Below are 17,245 nucleotides of genomic sequence, written 5' to 3' on the forward strand. Positions count from 1 at the left end.
GAGAAACATGTCTTTTAACATCGGCCTTAGCGGCCTCTATGCGGCCAACAAACAACTGGACGTGACCGGCAACAACATCGCCAACGTCGCAACCACGGGCTTCAAATCGTCGCGTGCCGAATTCACGGATATCTACGCGGCGTCCAAGTTGGGCACCGGCCAGAACAGCATCGGCAACGGTGTGAACCTGGCGGCGGTATCCCAGCAGTTCACCCAGGGTGACGTAAACAACAGCGGTGGCATCCTGGACATGGCGATCCAGGGCGGTGGCTTCTTCGTTCAGAAGGGCAACGATGGTTCGCTGGAGTACACCCGAAGCGGTGCCTTCCGTGCCGACAAGGACGGCTACATCACCAACAATACCGGCACCTCGCGCCTGCAAGGCTACGCCGCGGACGAAAACGGTAAGATCAACAAGGGCGGCCTGACCGATCTGCAACTGAACCTGTCGAACCTGCCACCGAAGGCCTCCACCAAGGTGGACTCCACCAGTAACCTGAACTCCTCGGAGCCGGTGATCGACCAGGTGGCCAAGCCGTTTGATCCAACCAAGACCGATACCTTCACCACGCAATACAGCACCACCTTGTACGACTCCCAAGGCAACGCGCACCCGATGGTGCAGTACCTGGTTAAAACCGACGGTAACAAGTGGAACGCCTATACCCTGATTGATGGTCGTAATCCGGATGGCACCCCGCCTACTGGTGCCGGCGCTGTTGCGCCTTTGCCGTCCACCTTGACCTTTGATGGTGCAGGTAAGCTCACGAGTATCGTCGGCCCTGCGGTGTCCGGTACCACCCTGACCATTGCCGGTTGGGTTCCAGGTACAGTGACTAACGGTGTATGGACGAAAAACGGTGCGGATGCCAACCCTGGGGGTATCGCCATCAATATGGCCAGCATCACCCAGTACAACTCGGCCACCTACCGCAACCCGCCGACCACCGACGGTTATGCCACGGGCCAGATCACCGGCCTGAAAATCGATGGCAGCGGTGTTCTGTTCGCAACGTTCAGCAACCAGCAAAGTAAGGCTATTGGCCAGATCTCCCTGGCCAGCTTCAACAACGAACAGGGCCTGCAACCCGCTGGCGGCACTACCTGGAAAGAAACCTTCGCTTCGGGCCAGCCGGGCTTTGACACCCCGCAAGCCGGCACCTTGGGTTCGATCGTGGCCAACTCCTTGGAGAACTCCAACGTCAACCTGACTAACGAGCTGGTCGACCTGATCAAGGCCCAAAGCAACTATCAGGCGAACGCCAAGACTATTTCCACCCAGAGCACCATCATGCAGACCATCATTCAGATGACCTGATGCAGTTAGCCTGACGCGCAAGCGCAACGAAAGCCCCTCGATCGAGGGGTTTTTTTTGCGTGCAATTTGGCATCTCGGAGTCTTCCCACCGCCCGCCCCATCAGGAGACGACATGCCTGTGTTGGAACCGACTACGCCGTTCCTTCCACATAGCTAGCAAACGGTGTTGGGCCTAATTACTACAAGGTGAAGTCGGTATGTGGAATTCGTCGATGGCCGGTAACGCGGCCGAGGGTGTGCGTGAGGTGGGTGCGGCTTGGGGAGCCGATCGTTCAGAAAACAAAGTGGATAACGTCGATAGCAGCAAGGAGGCAGTCAGCGCGCTTCTCAAAGCACTTGATGAAGCTCGGAAAACCTCCAAGAACCAGACTGTGCAGCACCTGCGTAACAAGTTGAATGAAAAGAGAGCGGAGCTGGGAGACGAAAAGTTCAAGGCGATCCTGGAGCAGCTATGGAAGGACGCTGCTCAAAATATACTCATGCTGTTGAAGGCACTGTTTCCGGAGCTGTTTGCGAGTGAGCCATCCCCCGCTCCCTCTCCACGGCCATCGCCGGGTGGCGGTGGTGGGGGCGGCGGCGGCGGTAGGGTTAAACCGAGTGATTTTGGCTCAAGGGAGTCCATGAGTAACAAGCCTTTTACTGCGGGGGCTCGTTACACTGACTACAAGCCTGACAAGAGCAATCCCGGAAAAAAACCTGGCACGGGTAGAGAGGCGGGCAACATCTGGAGTGGTTTCAAGCAGGCGTCTGATGGTAATTGCGTCACTGTTTCGGCGATAAAAGCCGCAATGATGAAGTTCGGTCAAAAAGCCACCGATGTTTTCCGTGACGTTAGAACGGCAGGTGATGGGTGGAACGTTCAAATGCGAGATGGGAAAACCTATCATTTGAGTCGAGGTGAGTTGAACGAGGCGGCAGAGCAGGCCCGGTTCGCGGGGGATGACCCAGCAATGATTACCGAGGCTAACTTCATGTACGCCGTCAGTGCCAAGCGGGCTCAAACGGATGGCAATAATAGAGGGGACCGGGGTGAAAATGATCATAAAGCCCAAAATAGCTTTCAAGATGCATTGTTAAGCTTGAACGACGGCGAACATGATCACGAAGGGCTGGATCGTTTAGGGCTCAGCGGTCTGTACAGGCAGACTACGAGCGATGAGCTCGCCAGCGGCGCGTTAGGTGTTGTGAACTACGGTCATCATTCAATGGCGGTGATTGGTGGGAGTATAGAGCTTTGGGGAGGCCGAGGTGGACGGCCTGGTAAGGAGGATAACGGGGAGGCGTACGCATTTATATAGTGTGATAGGCGGGCAGGAATAGGCGCTGCACTAAAGCAAAAAAGCCCGTTAACCGGAAGGTTAACGGGCTTTTCAGCAACCGCTCAGCTTATTGGCAAGCTTCGCAATCCGGCTCGTCAATCGCGCAAGCCTTTGGCACCGGAGCTGGGCCGGCAGGTGCTGCGAGTACCGAATCATCACCGTGGTTGCCGCTGGAAACAGCGTTCAGCTTACCGGTGTTGATGGTCGACTTCTCGGTGCTGGTCGCGGCCAGGGCACGGAGGTAGTAAGTGGTTTTCAGGCCACGGTACCACGCCATGCGGTAGGTCACGTCGAGCTTTTTGCCCGAAGCGCCGGCGATGTACAGGTTCAGCGACTGAGCCTGGTCGATCCACTTCTGACGACGGCTGGCGGCGTCAACGATCCACTTGGTGTCCACTTCGAAGGCAGTCGCGTAGAGCTCTTTGAGTTCTTGCGGGATGCGCTCGATCTGTTGCACCGAACCGTCGTAGTACTTCAGGTCGTTGATCATGACCGAGTCCCACAGGCCGCGGGCTTTCAGGTCGCGAACCAGGTACGGGTTGATCACGGTGAATTCGCCCGACAGGTTCGACTTCACATACAGGTTCTGGTAGGTCGGTTCGATCGACTGCGATACGCCAGTGATGTTGGCGATGGTCGCGGTCGGTGCAATGGCCATGATGTTGGAGTTACGAATGCCTTTCTGCACACGGGCACGTACTGGCGCCCAGTCCAGGGATTCGTTCAGGTCAACGTCGATGTACTTCTGGCCACGTTGCTCGATCAGGATCTGTTGCGAATCCAGTGGCAGGATGCCTTTGGACCACAGCGAACCCTGGAACGTCTCGTAGGCACCGCGCTCGTCGGCCAGGTCGCAGGAAGCCTGGATCGCGTAGTAGCTGACCGCTTCCATCGACTTGTCGGCGAACTCGACCGCAGCGTCCGAACCGTAAGGAATGTGCTGCAGGTACAGCGCGTCCTGGAAGCCCATGATGCCAAGGCCGACAGGGCGGTGCTTGAAGTTGGAGTTCTGCGCCTGTGGTACCGAGTAGTAGTTGATGTCGATAACGTTATCGAGCATGCGAACGGCGGTGTTCACGGTGCGTGCAAGCTTTACGGTGTCCAGCTTGCCGTTGACGATGTGGTTCGGCAGGTTGATCGAGCCCAGGTTGCAAACGGCGATCTCGTCCTTGTTGGTGTTCAAGGTGATCTCGGTGCACAGGTTCGAGCTGTGGACCACGCCCACGTGCTGCTGCGGGCTGCGCAGGTTGCACGGGTCCTTGAAGGTCAGCCATGGGTGGCCGGTTTCAAACAGCATGGACAGCATTTTACGCCACAGGTCTTTGGCCTGGATGGTCTTGAACAGCTTGATCTTGCCCGGGTACTGGGACAGCGCTTCGTAGTACTCGTAACGCTCTTCGAACGCTTTACCGGTCAGGTCGTGCAGGTCCGGCACTTCGGATGGCGAGAACAGGGTCCACGGGCCGTCATCGAAGACGCGCTTCATGAACAGGTCAGGGATCCAGTTAGCGGTGTTCATGTCGTGGGTACGACGACGATCATCACCAGTGTTCTTGCGCAGCTCGATGAACTCTTCGATGTCCATGTGCCAGGTTTCCAGGTAGGCACACACAGCGCCTTTGCGCTTGCCACCCTGGTTCACGGCTACAGCGGTGTCGTTCACTACTTTGAGGAACGGTACAACGCCTTGGGACTTGCCGTTGGTGCCCTTGATGTACGAACCCAGTGCACGCACCGGCGTCCAGTCGTTACCCAGGCCGCCCGCGAATTTGGACAACATGGCATTGTCGTGGATCGCGTGATAGATGCCCGACAGGTCGTCCGGCACGGTGGTCAGGTAGCAGCTCGACAGCTGTGGACGCAAGGTGCCGGCGTTGAACAGCGTCGGGGTCGACGACATGTAGTCGAAAGACGACAACAGGTTGTAGAACTCGATGGCGCGGTCTTCTTTGTGCTTCTCTTCGATCGCCAGGCCCATGGCCACGCGCATGAAGAACACTTGTGGCAGTTCGAAACGGATGCCGTCCTTGTGGATGAAGTAACGGTCGTACAGGGTTTGCAGGCCCAGGTAAGTGAACTGCTGGTCGCGCTCGTGGTTGATCGCCTTGCCGAGTTTTTCCAGGTCAAAGGTGGCCAGGATCGGGTTCAGCAATTCAAATTCGATACCCTTGGCGATGTAGGCCGGCAGGGCCTTGGCGTACAGGTCGGCCATCTCGTGGTGAGTGGCGCTGTCGGCGACGCCGAGGAAGCCCAGGCCTTCGGCGCGCAGGGTGTCCATCAGCAGGCGCGCGGTCACGAACGAGTAGTTCGGCTCACGTTCAACCAGGGTACGGGCGGTCATCACCAGGGCGGTGTTGACGTCGGTCAGGGCCACGCCGTCGTACAGGTTCTTCAGGGTTTCGCGTTGGATCAGGTCACCGTCGACTTCTTCCAGGCCTTCGCAGGCCTCGGTGATGATGGTGCTCAGGCGGCCCAGATCCAGGGGGGCAAACGAACCGTCGGCCAGGGTGATGCGGATCGACGGGTGAGCTTGTACGGCAGCTTCTTCAGCCGGGGTACGTACAGCGCGTTCCTTGGAACGGGCGTCACGGTAGATCACGTAGTCGCGCGCTACTTTCTGCTCGCCGGCACGCATCAGGGCCAGTTCAACCTGGTCCTGGATTTCTTCGATGTGGATGGTGCCGCCCGAAGGCATGCGACGCTTGAAGGTCGCGGTGACTTGTTCGGTCAGACGGGCAACGGTGTCGTGGATGCGCGACGAGGCAGCGGCGGTGCCACCTTCAACTGCAAGAAACGCTTTGGTGATGGCGACGGTGATTTTGTCATCGGTGTAGGGGACGACAGTGCCGTTACGCTTGATCACACGCAGTTGGCCAGGTGCAGTGGCGGACAGATCCATATTCGAATCAGCGGCCTGCGGCACGGAGCCTTGCGGGTTCTCGCGAGTTGTGTCGGTTTGCATGGGGGGTTGTCTCCACATTCTATATTTATTTGGGCACCATCACGGTGCCCACCGTTCCGTCCTGAAGCACTTACAACAGGCCTGGGCCTGGCATAACAACTTCGGGACAGGAGGAAGGGAGCTCATCGCGCCGCTTCCATACCGAAGTCTTTGGTTCGGGCCGTGAAGCACCCTTCGCCGTATTCCTGCTGAGTGACAGTTGCTCGCGTCGAACACTGCAACACCCGTACCGTTTTGTGCCGTTGAGGCTGGAAAACGGCGGCCATCCGCGTGCGCGGTTTGGGCTTTGAAAAAATGCTTTGGTTCAACCAAACGGGAGCAAGAAAGCGCTTGAGTTTCTTGTCTGATCTGTGTTTGGCTTTTCGCTTGAAACCCTACATGTAGGGTTTTTTTAGCGCCGAGCTACAAGATAATGCGTTTTTGGGGGCTTAGCAACGCACTACCTGTGGATAACGCTGTGGGTAAAATGTGTATGAAACGTGGAATTCCCGTGTAGGCCGCAGTACTGCTGGATTACGCCGTTTGTCACCGAATATTCCAAGACAAAAACCGCCTGTTGGATTTTTGAGGGCGCGAACCCTATCACAAAAAAACGCGATCACCGAATGGATTTCCCAGCTTGTGCTAGAGGGCTGGCCCGTGGCTACAATCGACCTTCAATAGAGGCAATAGTGTGCTTCCCGTACGTGACAATAATTAGAACCGAGGTAGTGCATGGAGCAAGAAACCTGGCAAATATTGATTGTCGAGGACGACGAGCGATTGGCCGAGTTGACCCGTGATTACCTGCAGAGCAATGGCTTGCGCGTGTCGGTAGAGAGCGATGGTGCCCTGGCGGCGGCACGCATCATCGCCGAACAGCCTGACCTGGTGATCCTCGACCTGATGCTGCCCGGCGAAGACGGCCTGAGCATCTGCCGCACAGTGCGCGAGCGCTATGACGGTGTGATCCTGATGCTCACGGCGCGCACGGACGACATGGACCAAGTGCAGGGCCTGGACATGGGGGCCGACGACTACGTGTGCAAACCCGTGCGCCCGCGCCTGTTGCTGGCGCGTATCCAGGCCCTGCTGCGGCGCAGCGAACCCGCACCTGTTGCTGGCGCGGAAAACCAGCGCCGCCTGCAATTCGGCCCGCTGGTAATCGACAACGCCCTGCGCGAAGCCTGGTTGCACGAAGGGGGTATCGAACTGACCAGTGCCGAATTCGACTTGCTGTGGCTGCTGGTGGCAAACGCCGGCCGCATCCTGTCACGCGAAGAAATCTTCATCGCCCTGCGTGGCATCGGTTATGACGGTCAGGACCGCTCCATTGATGTACGCATCTCACGCATTCGCCCGAAGATCGGCGACGACCCGATCCATCCGCGTCTGATCAAGACCATCCGCAGCAAGGGCTATCTGTTCGTCCCCGAAGCCGCCATCGATATGCCGCTGTGAATTCGATCTTCCTGCGCATCTACGGCGGCATGTGCGCAGCGCTGATCCTGGTCGCGTTGCTCGGCGTGCTAGCCCTGCATTTGCTCAATGAGGTGCGTAGCGACCAGTACCGTGAGCGCCTGGCCCACGGCACCTTTGCGTTGATGGGCGATAACCTGCAACCCATGAGCGCCATCGAGCGCCGGCGCACTCTGGCGGTGTGGGAGCGGTTGTTGGGCATCCCTCTGGAATTGCGCACGTTGACCGACGCTCAACTGGACCTGAGCCAACGCAACCGCTTGCAACGTGGCCAGGTGCTGGTCGAGCAGACCGGGCCACATGCGGCGCGGGTGCTGCGCCTGGTCAGCGAACAGGAACAACTGGTGCTCACGGGCGAAGTGCAGCAGATCAGCGAGCAATTGGCCCGCGCGACTATTTACCTGCTGGCTGACGAACTGGTGCGCTTTCCGGTCGCCGAGCAGCCGCAAAAACTCGCCGACATTAAGCAGACCAAGGGCTTTGGTTTTGACATGCACCTGTTGACCCTGAAGGAGGCCGACATGGATGACGACCAACGTCGTCGGGTCTCGGAAGGCGATACCGTGATGGCCCTGGGCAAGGGGGGCGATTCAATCCGCGTATTTGCCGGCATGGTCGGAACGCCGTGGGTGCTGGAGATCGGCCCGCTGTATCAAATGAACCCTTATCCGCCGCAATGGTTGATCCTGATCGCGCTGATCAGCCTGACCCTGATCGGCTTGATCGTGTATTTACTCGTGCGTCAGCTTGAGCGGCGTCTCAAGGGCCTGGAAGCGGCGGCCACGCGCATTGCCAAAGGTAACCTGGAAGTACGCGTGCCGGCGCGTGGTGCCGACTCGGTAGGGCGTTTGGCGGCAGCTTTTAACGGCATGGCCGAGCACTTGCAGCAATTGTTGGCGATCCAGCGGGAACTGGTGCGCGCGGTCTCCCATGAGTTACGTACGCCGGTAGCGCGTCTGCGCTTTGGCTTAGAGATGATTGGCGACGCCGCCACTGCTGAGGCGCGGCGTAAATATATGGACGGCATGGACAGCGACATCCAGGACCTCGATGGTTTGGTCGACGAAATGCTCACCTACGCACGCCTGGAGCAGGGTGCGCCGGCGCTGAATTTCCAGCGAGTCGATCTCAGCGCGTTGCTCGATCAGGTGATCGGCGAATTATCGCCACTGCGTGCACAGGTCAGCGTGGCTCGAGGCGTTTGTCTGTCGTCGGCACATTGGGACGACGCCTGGGTCGATGCCGAGCCGCGCTACCTGCACCGAGCCCTGCAAAACCTGGTGAGCAATGCGATGCGCCATGCTCAGGGCCAGGTGTTGATCAGTTATCAGGTGGGTCAGGTGCGTTGCCGCATAGATGTGGAAGACGACGGGCCCGGCGTGCCGGAAAGCGCCTGGGAGCGCATTTTTACGCCGTTCCTGCGCCTGGACGACAGCCGCACCCGCGCCTCGGGCGGGCACGGCCTGGGTTTGTCGATTGTGCGGCGGATTATCTATTGGCACGGCGGGCGGGCGTTGATCAGCAAGAGCAACAACCTGGGCGGCGCATGCTTTAGCCTGAGTTGGCCCAGGGATCAGGAGAATCCCTGATATTGCCATCGCTGGCTTGCCTGCGATAGCGATGGTTCAGGCGCTGATGGCCACCAGGCTCAACAACTGCTCCCCATCCACCCCGAACTGCCCCTCCAACTCTTTGCCATGGCACCACTCAGCCGACAGGTCGGTCAGCAACCGCAACCGCACATGCCCGGCCTCTGACCACTCCACTACCTCGGCATGCTCAAAATAAAAGCGCTTCTGCACAATCGGATAAAGCGCCTTGAACAAACTCTCCTTGACCGAAAACGTCAGCGTCACCACCAAGGCGATCTGTTCGCGCGGCAAGGCGGCCATGCGTTGCAATTCCTGCGCCGTGAGAATTTCCCCGGCCAGGCGCTGCGCCCGTTCAAGCGTCAGCACATTCTCCAGGTCCATCCCCAGCCCGCGCCATTGCGCCTTGTGCCCGACAATCGCCGCCGCATGCCCGGTGCTGTGGGTGATGGAACCGCTGATGTGCCCGGGCCACACCGGCGCACGGTCTTCGCCGATGGCCGGCACGCAATCCAGGTGGTCGAGCTGTTGCAGTGCTGCGCGGGCGCACAGGCGGCCGGCGAGGAACTCGGCCTGGCGCTTGGCCACTGAGCGCTGGATGCTGGCCGGTGGCGGCACGGCGCTGCGCTGGAAATCACCGGCGACTAATAAGGCCGGGTCGAATCGTGTGCTCAGAAACACCGTGCCTGGCAACGGAACGGGCAGTGGCCAGTGGGCATCGAGTGGGGTGCAGCAAGCGGGTAGGGGCGTCATGCGCGGTATTTTGCTTCAGTTGGCGCGCCAGTGGATAGTCCGAGACGGTTCAGGCCAGGTTCAGAGCCCGTTCAGGGGGAGTTCAGGGGCGCTTGCGTAGTCTGGCTTCAACAGCCAAACGCGTAGAGGTAAGCACCATGACTGCGATCAAACAGCTGATGTTGGCGTTAACTATGCTCAGTGCCGCTGCCGGGGCCCAGGCTTCGGACGGCGCTTTTGCGGCATTTGGTGGCGAGAAAACCAAGAAGCCCAGCAACCTGATCCATCGTGTCAGCTTCGAAGACGCGGGCAGCCAAGCCGCGCCGTGGGGCCGGTCCTTGGGCCAGGCAAATCCACAACCGGCCTACCGCACCGGCTACGAACACCTGACGGGCCAGTACAATGGCATTAAACTGCGCCCGCAAGACGTGCAGGGCCGCTATGATATTCCCCTGTCGGACAGTTGAATCGCTTTGGAGAGCCATATGAAATTGCTGGTCGTGGAAGATGAGGCGCTGTTGCGTCATCACCTGTTCACCCGCCTGACCGACAGCGGCCACGTGGTCGAAGCCGTGGCCAATGCCGAGGAAGCCCTGTACCAGACCGGCCAATTCAACCATGACCTGGCCATTATCGACCTGGGCCTGCCCGGCATGGGCGGCCTGGACCTGATCCGCCAATTGCGCAGCCAGGCCAAGACTTTCCCAATCCTGATCCTCACCGCGCGCGGCAACTGGCAGGACAAGGTCGAAGGCCTGGCCGCCGGCGCTGACGACTACGTGGTCAAACCTTTCCAGTTCGAAGAACTGGAGGCGCGCATGAACGCCTTGCTGCGCCGCTCCAGCGGTTTCACTCAGTCGACCATCGTTGCCGGGCCTTTGCTGCTGGACCTCAATCGCAAGCAAGCGTCCCTGGATGAGCAGCCGTTGGCGCTGACCGCTTACGAATATCGGATTCTTGAATATTTGATGCGTCACCATCAGCAAGTGGTCGCCAAGGACCGCTTGATGGAACAGCTCTACCCCGATGACGACGAGCGTGATCCGAATGTGATCGAAGTGCTGGTCGGGCGCCTGCGCCGCAAGCTCGAAGGTCCGGCCGGGTTCAAGCCGATCGACACCGTGCGCGGCTTGGGTTACCTGTTCAATGAGCGCTGCCGTTGATTCGCTCGTTACGTGTGCGCTTGATGCTCGCGGCCACCACCCTGGCCGTGCTGTTTATGCTGGGCTTATTGCCCGCCATGCAAGGCGCGTTCAGTCTGGCGCTGCAGGATTCTATCGAGCAGCGCCTGGCCTCGGACGTGACCACGCTGATTTCCGCCGCACGGGTTGAGAACAACCGTTTGTTGATGCCAGCGCAGTTGCCGGATGAACGTTTTAACCTCACCGACAGCCGCTTGCTCGGCTATATCTACGACCGTGAAGGCCACCTGGTATGGCGCTCACGGGCGACCCGGGAAGAAAACATCAACTACAAGCCGCGCTACGACGGGCGCGGTAACGAGTTTGCACGTATCCGCGAGGCCAATGGCCAGGAGTTTTTCGTGTATGACGTCGAGGTCAGGCTGCTGGGCGGCAAGAGCGCAGCGTTCAGTATCGTCGCCCTGCAACCGGTGCGCGAATATCAGCTGACCCTCGAAGGTCTGCAGGAAAACCTTTACCTTGGATTCGGCGCGGCGTTGCTGGTGTTGCTGACCCTATTGTGGTTGGGCCTGACCTGGGGCTTGCAAGCCCTGCGGCGCTTGAGTCAGGAACTTGACCAGATCGAAGGCGGCACCCGCGAAAGCCTTTCTGAAGAACACCCCCGCGAACTGCTGCGTCTCACCGGCTCACTCAACCGTTTGCTGCACAGCGAGCGCGAACAACGGGCGCGTTACCGCGACTCCCTCGACGACTTGGCCCACAGCCTGAAAACCCCGCTGGCGGTGTTGCAGGGCGTGAGCGAAGACATGGCCCAGCGCCCCGAGGATCGCGGCCAGGCCTGGGTGTTGCAATCGCAGATCGAGCGCATGAGCCAGCAGATCGGCTACCAATTGCAGCGTGCCAGCCTGCGCAAAAGCGGGTTGGTGCGCCACCAGGTGCGCCTGGAGCCGGTGCTGCAAAGCCTGTGTGACACGCTGGACAAGGTTTATCGCGACAAGCGCGTGACGGTGACCTTCGAGTTGCCGCTCGAGTGCGATGTGCCGATCGAGAAAGGTGCCTTGCTCGAAATGCTCGGTAACTTGCTGGAAAATGCTTATCGGCTATGCCTGAGTGAAGTGCGTATCAGCCTGAGCGAAAACCTCGAAGGCACCGAGCTGTGCATTGAGGATGACGGCCCAGGTGTGCCGCCCGATCAGCGTGCGCGGATTCTGCAAAGGGGTGAGCGGCTGGACCGTCAGCACCCGGGGCAGGGCATCGGCCTGGCGGTGGTCAAGGACATTATTGAAAGTTACAGCGCGCGGCTGACCCTTGGGGATTCACCGCTGGGCGGTGCGGCGTTCAAAATTCACTTTCCGGCCTTGTGATCTCTGTTGACTCCACTGGCCCCTTCGCGAGCAAGCCCGCTCCCACATTTAACCGGGTTTATCCTGTAGGAATACGGTCGAATGTGGGAGCGGGCTTGCTCGCGAAGGGGCCGGCAATGGCAACACACCGCTAACTCTCCTGCGCCCGGTAAGCCCCCGGCGTCAACCCTGTCCACTTCTTGAACGCCCGATGAAATGCCGACGGTTCGGAAAACCCCAACTGCTCGGCGATCTCCTGCAATGACAAATCCGCTCGCCCCAGGTGGTAGATGGCGATGTCGCGCCGCAACTCATCCTTGAGCGCCTGAAAGCTGGTGCCTTCCTCACGCAAATGCCGGCGCAGGGTTTGCGGGCTGATGTGCAGGTGCTGGGCGACGGCTTCCAAGTCTGGCCAGGGCGTGCGGTCGCGACTCAACAGGCGGCGCAGCTGGCTGCTCAGGCTATCGCCTTCGTCCGGCCGCGACAGCAGGTCGGCGGGAGAACGTTCGAGAAAGTGCTTGAGCGTCCGTTCGTCCTGCAACAACGGCAGGCTCAGGTAGCGCGCGGGAAACACCAGGCTGCTATGTGCAGCACCGAATACCTGAGGGCAGGGGAAGAGCAAGTCATATTCGCCGGCATGCGCGGGCATCGGGTAGCTGAACGTTGCCTGTTGCAGCCGAATACGCTGGCCGATCAACCAACTGCCCAGGCGATGCCAGATCACCAACAGGCATTCACTGAGAAAGTGATCCGGGTCCCACAGCTGCGAATCGTCCAGGCTCAGGCGGGCCATGTCGCCTTCTCTTGTCAGCTGCCACCGCGGACCCTGTGGGAATAGGCTGTAAAATAATAAGCCGCGCTCAAGAGCCTTCTCCAGGGTGCGGCAGTGAATCAGCGCGTGGCACATCATGGCGAAGGTGCCGCGTTTGCTTGGGCCTTCGGCAAACCCCAGGTATTCGTCATCCAGCCCCAGCCAGAGCATTTGCAACAACCGGGTAAATTGCTCGGGGGCGATACGGGCACGGGGTTCGGCCAGCAACTCTGGCGTGATGCCCACCTGCAGCAGCAGGGGCGAGTAATCGTAGCCCGCCCGGCGCGCACCGCCGAGGGCGGCTCGGGCGTAGTGACTGGCGATCGTACGTTCACGCATGTGAGGGCCTCGTCCATGGAGTGGCGGATGTTAGCCATGACCGAGAAAAGCGACAAGGCGGATATCCGCCAAATTGTAGGACGAGACCGGGTGCGTGGGCGGATTTCCGCCACCTCGTGCGTCTGCCGATGGCCTCAGTCAAATCCCACAGCCCTTATGTCTAGAGGCCTTCAAGGTTTTTGAGAAAAATGGCACGGCGTTTGCGATAGAGGTTGCAGCGCTGGAATGTTCCTACAGTCCTCGCAAACAACAAATCCCTCCAGTGCAGGAGGGTTCGCAATTCAAGTGTCGTGGGCTTTGGCGGATCTTTGCCACACGGTGCGATTGAGGAACTTTGCAATGACGACTCGTCAGCCACTGTACAAATCCCTGTATTTCCAGGTGATCGTTGCAATCGTTATCGGTATTTTGCTCGGTCACTTCTACCCGCAGACCGGCGTGGCCCTCAAGCCACTGGGTGACGGCTTTATCAAGCTGATCAAAATGGTCATCGCCCCGATCATCTTCTGCACCGTTGTCAGCGGCATCGCGGGCATGCAAAGCATGAAATCGGTCGGCAAAACCGGCGGCTACGCGCTGCTGTACTTCGAAGTGGTTTCCACCATCGCTCTGCTGATCGGCCTGGTCGTGGTCAACGTTGTGCAGCCGGGTGCCGGCATGCACATCGACGTAACGACCCTGGAGCCTTCGAAACTTGCGTCAATCCAAGGCTACGTCACTGCCGGTAAAGACCAGAGCATCGTTGCCTTTATCCTCAACGTCATCCCTAACACCATCGTCGGCGCCTTCGCCAACGGCGACATCCTGCAAGTGCTGATGTTCTCGGTGATCTTCGGTTTCGCCCTGCATCGCCTGGGTGCCTACGGCAAGCCGTTGCTGGACTTCATCGATCGCTTCGCTCACGTGATGTTCAACATCATCAACATGATCATGAAGCTCGCGCCATTGGGTGCCCTGGGCGCCATGGCGTTCACCATCGGTGCCTACGGCGTAGGTTCTCTGGTGCAGTTGGGTCAGCTGATGATCTGCTTCTACATCACGTGCGTCCTGTTCGTGGTGGTCGTGCTGGGTGCCATCTGCCGCGCTCACGGTTTCAGCGTCCTGAAACTGATCCGCTACATCCGTGAGGAGCTGCTGATCGTACTGGGTACTTCCTCCTCCGAGTCCGCATTGCCACGCATGCTGATCAAGATGGAGCGTCTGGGCGCGAAGAAATCCGTCGTAGGCCTGGTGATCCCAACCGGCTACTCGTTCAACCTCGACGGTACTTCGATCTACCTGACCATGGCTGCCGTGTTCATCGCCCAAGCGACTGACACACACATGGACATCACCCACCAGATCACCCTGTTGCTGGTGCTGCTGCTGTCCTCCAAAGGCGCTGCAGGCGTGACCGGCTCAGGCTTCATCGTTCTGGCTGCAACCCTGTCGGCCGTTGGCCACCTGCCGGTTGCCGGCCTGGCGCTGATCCTGGGTATCGACCGCTTCATGTCTGAAGCGCGTGCACTCACCAACTTGGTGGGCAACGCTGTTGCCACCTTGGTTGTGGCCAAGTGGGTCAAGGAGCTGGATGAAGACAAGCTGCAGGTAGAATTGGCTTCCGGTGGTCGCGGTATCTCCGACACCCGTGAAGAAGATGACTTGGGTGTGGCTGAAGGCCCGGCCCCTGCCGTGAAGTAACAATGCTCAGGGCGTGATAAACCCCTAAAGCTCTGCAATCGCCCCGACTTGTTCGGGGCGTTTGCATTTCTGGCGGGTCACTTTTGGTATTTTTTGATTTACAGTCAGTCACCACTTCATCAGTCGCCCTGGGTGACCTGCGCAGATGAAACTCGCGTTGGCTTACCCGTTCTATAACTCATTATTCAGTCGGTTATTTACGCCGCATCGTGTGCAGGAGTCTTGATGGACAGTGTGGATCTGAATGTCTTGCGCAGCGTGCTCGACTGGCGCCGCGCCGGGCACCGCGTGGTGCTCTACAGTGTGGTTCAGACCTGGGGCAGTGCGCCGCGTCCGCCTGGGGCTATGTTGGCCTTGCGTGGCGATGGCGTGGTGATCGGGTCGGTGTCCGGCGGCTGCATTGAGGATGACTTGATTGCGCGCTTGCAGGACGGCCGCTTGGCGGCAGATGGGCCGCCGGTGCAACTGGTGACCTACGGCGTCACCCGCGATGAGGCGGCGCGTTTTGGCCTGCCTTGCGGCGGGACATTACGCCTGACCGAGGAGCGCGTGGACCGCTGGGACTGGGTCGCCGAATTGCTGGCGCGGTGCGAGGCCCATGAAATCGTCGCCCGCGAACTGGACCTGGCCACTGGCGCTGTGAACTTGAGCGTGGCGAGTAAAACCGACGTCGTGACTTTTGATGGCGAGCGCCTGCGCGCGATCTATGGGCCACGTTGGCGCCTGCTGTTGATCGGCGCCGGGCAGCTGTCGCGTTACGTGGCTGAGATGGCGCGTTTGATGGATTTCGAAGTGCTGATCTGTGACCCGCGTGAAGAGTTCGTCTATGGCTGGGAAGAGCAGCACGGCCGCTTTGTACCGGGCATGCCAGATGAGGCGGTGTTGAATATCCAGACCGACGAACGCACCGCCATTGTGTGCCTGACCCACGACCCACGCCTGGATGATATGGCGCTGCTGACGGCGTTGAACTCTACCGCGTTCTACATTGGTGCTCTGGGGTCGCGGGTCAACAGCCAGAAGCGCCGAGAGAACCTGGCGGCGCTGGGTCTGTCTGCCGAGGCAATTGCACGTTTGCACGGGCCGATCGGGTTGCATATCGGCAGTCATACCCCATCGGAGATTGCGTTGTCGTTGCTAGCAGAAATTGTCGCGATCAAAAATGGTGTGGCGCCGGTGCAAAAGAAGCCATTGCCGGTGGCGGCCGAATGACGGTGACGGCAATTGTGTTGGCGGCCGGGCAGGGCAGTCGTTTTCGGGCTGAGGCGGGGCCTGATAACGATAAGTTGTTGGCCGATTGCGTAGGGCGCGATGGTGTTACACGACCGGTGATCGAGCAGGTGTTGTTGAATTTGCCTGCATGTGTGACTGCGCGCTGGATAGTGACCTCACCGGACCGGCCTGAAGTGGTCCGCCTGGCGCGGGCCTACGGCTGCGAAGTGTTGGTGTTGCAGTCGGCTGGCATGGGCGACAGTATTGCGGCGGTCGTCGCCGCCGCTGGCTCAGCTGAAGGGTGGCTCGTGGTATTGGGCGATATGCCGTTTATTTTGCCTTCGAGTATGGTGCAAGTCGTTGCCGCGCTGGGGGACGATCGCATCAGCGTACCGTTGCATGACGGGCAGTACGGGCACCCCGTCGCATTTGGTCGTTCGCTCGGCCCTGCCCTGATGGCGTTGAGCGGCGATCGCGGTGCCAAGCCGCTGTTTGCCAAAGCCTGTGTGCGGGAAGTCACAGTCGATGACCCCGGGGTTTTGTGGGATGTGGATGTGCCGGGGTTGCTGCACTACGGCAACTGACAGCGCGATGGCTTTTCAGTTTTTCTCTTCTAGACTGCTGTATGTGGCTAAGGCGTGATGTATCCAAGCTGACTGCTATTAGCCTTGCTACGTGGTATCAGTTCAAAGGTGGAATGCTGTTTTTGCCTGCTGTTTCACGCCCCGAAGTGGCATTATTTTCTTTCTAGGCTGACGTGTAAAAATCAATTTACAGTGAGTGCCTTTATGAGAAAGTTGCAAGTGGTTTCGGTGTTTGCCCTCTGCGTTTCAGCCGCTGCATGGGCCTATATTCCACCCCCTCCCGGTCTTATTTCGCTGCCCGTCTCCCAGCTTTCATGGCAAGAGCTTGCGGGGAGTGGTGGAATCAAGTTTGCTAATGTGGAAGGCAGTCTCACGGGCGTTGGGCCTTATGAGGCTTTTGTCAGGTTTCCCGGCGGAAGGGATAATCCTTACCATATCCACACGCACGTGCTGCCGACGGTCGTACTGGAAGGGACGTTCTACGCGACAATCGATGGCAAGACGGTCGACTATCCTCCTGGTTCTTACTATAGGTTGCCAGCCAAGCGTGAGCACTTCAGTGGGTGCAGGCCTGGGCCGGATTGCTTGCTGTTTCAATACCAGGACGATCGCTTTGACCTGGTACCCAAGCCAGTTGCTAATTAAGGCGTCTTGTGCGCGTTAATGGGTAAATGCATGCGACGGTGAAGGGCGTCCAGGCAAGCCAGCTCCCACCGTTGAATGCATTTCGAATCAATATCGGCGTGTGTTCGGCGC

The 17,245-nt window shown here is 59.2% G+C and carries 14 protein-coding genes; 11 read left to right on the top strand and 3 right to left on the bottom strand.

The window, feature by feature from the left end; translation table 11 throughout:
- The first annotated feature begins 7 nt into the window (after positions 1 to 7).
- Together flgE and FW764_RS02935 are read left to right on the top strand one after the other, a co-directional pair.
- Positions 8 to 1,318: a flagellar hook protein FlgE gene (gene flgE / locus FW764_RS02930; protein ID WP_446432677.1), complete on the top strand. Its 1,311-nt coding sequence runs from the start codon at positions 8 to 10 to the stop codon at positions 1,316 to 1,318.
- Between the two features lie 212 nt (positions 1,319 to 1,530).
- The gene (locus FW764_RS02935; RefSeq protein WP_446432678.1) at positions 1,531 to 2,616 is read left to right on the top strand and encodes a hypothetical protein; all 1,086 of its coding nucleotides are present in this window, start codon (positions 1,531 to 1,533) and stop codon (positions 2,614 to 2,616) included.
- Between the two features lie 88 nt (positions 2,617 to 2,704).
- Here FW764_RS02935 and FW764_RS02940 read toward each other — a convergent pair whose 3' ends face one another.
- Positions 2,705 to 5,599 carry a ribonucleoside-diphosphate reductase subunit alpha gene (locus tag FW764_RS02940; protein ID WP_446432679.1) on the bottom strand — a complete coding sequence of 965 codons (2,895 nt, stop codon included), beginning with the start codon at positions 5,597 to 5,599 and terminating at the stop codon, positions 2,705 to 2,707.
- A gap of 714 nt (positions 5,600 to 6,313) precedes the next feature.
- Here FW764_RS02940 and FW764_RS02945 point away from each other — a divergent pair.
- Together FW764_RS02945 and FW764_RS02950 are read left to right on the top strand one after the other, a co-directional pair.
- Positions 6,314 to 7,039, top strand: coding sequence for a response regulator (locus FW764_RS02945; protein ID WP_446432680.1), 726 nt, complete (start codon positions 6,314 to 6,316; stop codon positions 7,037 to 7,039).
- The gene (locus FW764_RS02950; protein ID WP_446432681.1) at positions 7,036 to 8,646 is read left to right on the top strand and encodes an ATP-binding protein; all 1,611 of its coding nucleotides are present in this window, start codon (positions 7,036 to 7,038) and stop codon (positions 8,644 to 8,646) included. The genes FW764_RS02945 and FW764_RS02950 overlap by 4 nt, the downstream gene beginning before the upstream one ends.
- A gap of 36 nt (positions 8,647 to 8,682) precedes the next feature.
- Here FW764_RS02950 and FW764_RS02955 read toward each other — a convergent pair whose 3' ends face one another.
- Entirely contained in the window at positions 8,683 to 9,399 is a 717-nt protein-coding gene (locus tag FW764_RS02955; protein ID WP_446432682.1) for a 4'-phosphopantetheinyl transferase family protein, read from the bottom strand.
- Positions 9,400 to 9,536: 137 nt separating this feature from the next.
- Between FW764_RS02955 and FW764_RS02960 the strand changes: the two genes are divergently transcribed.
- Genes FW764_RS02960 through FW764_RS02970 form a run of 3 tightly spaced genes read left to right on the top strand, consistent with a single transcriptional unit; the run spans position 9,537 to position 11,884 of the window.
- Positions 9,537 to 9,845, top strand: a complete 309-nt coding sequence (locus tag FW764_RS02960; protein ID WP_446432683.1) for a hypothetical protein — start codon at positions 9,537 to 9,539, stop codon at positions 9,843 to 9,845.
- Between the two features lie 18 nt (positions 9,846 to 9,863).
- Positions 9,864 to 10,541, top strand: coding sequence for a response regulator (locus FW764_RS02965; protein WP_017138377.1), 678 nt, complete (start codon positions 9,864 to 9,866; stop codon positions 10,539 to 10,541).
- Positions 10,538 to 11,884, top strand: a complete 1,347-nt coding sequence (locus FW764_RS02970; protein ID WP_446432684.1) for an ATP-binding protein — start codon at positions 10,538 to 10,540, stop codon at positions 11,882 to 11,884. Before FW764_RS02965 ends, FW764_RS02970 begins: the two co-directional genes overlap by 4 nt.
- Positions 11,885 to 12,014: 130 nt before the next feature.
- Here the strand turns inward: FW764_RS02970 and FW764_RS02975 are convergent, their stop codons facing one another.
- Positions 12,015 to 13,013 carry an AraC family transcriptional regulator gene (locus tag FW764_RS02975; protein ID WP_446432685.1) on the bottom strand — a complete coding sequence of 333 codons (999 nt, stop codon included), beginning with the start codon at positions 13,011 to 13,013 and terminating at the stop codon, positions 12,015 to 12,017.
- A 339-nt stretch (positions 13,014 to 13,352) separates the two neighbouring features.
- Here FW764_RS02975 and FW764_RS02980 point away from each other — a divergent pair, with 339 nt between their 5' ends.
- The 4 genes from FW764_RS02980 to FW764_RS02995 all read left to right on the top strand — a co-directional run bounded on the left by FW764_RS02980 (position 13,353) and on the right by FW764_RS02995 (position 17,134).
- Positions 13,353 to 14,693, top strand: a complete 1,341-nt coding sequence (locus FW764_RS02980; RefSeq protein WP_446432686.1) for a dicarboxylate/amino acid:cation symporter — start codon at positions 13,353 to 13,355, stop codon at positions 14,691 to 14,693.
- Positions 14,694 to 14,918: 225 nt separating this feature from the next.
- Complete coding sequence (locus tag FW764_RS02985) at positions 14,919 to 15,905, top strand: XdhC family protein (protein ID WP_446432687.1); 987 nt, start codon at positions 14,919 to 14,921, stop codon at positions 15,903 to 15,905.
- A complete protein-coding gene (locus FW764_RS02990; protein WP_446432688.1) occupies positions 15,902 to 16,489 on the top strand; it encodes a nucleotidyltransferase family protein in 588 nt (195 codons plus the stop codon). Before FW764_RS02985 ends, FW764_RS02990 begins: the two co-directional genes overlap by 4 nt.
- Positions 16,490 to 16,693: 204 nt before the next feature.
- On the top strand, positions 16,694 to 17,134 hold the full coding sequence (locus tag FW764_RS02995; RefSeq protein ID WP_446432689.1) for a cupin domain-containing protein: 441 nt from the start codon (positions 16,694 to 16,696) through the stop codon (positions 17,132 to 17,134).
- Positions 17,135 to 17,245: the final 111 nt, after the last annotated feature.

This window comes from Pseudomonas sp. 1152_12, from assembly GCF_052850675.1.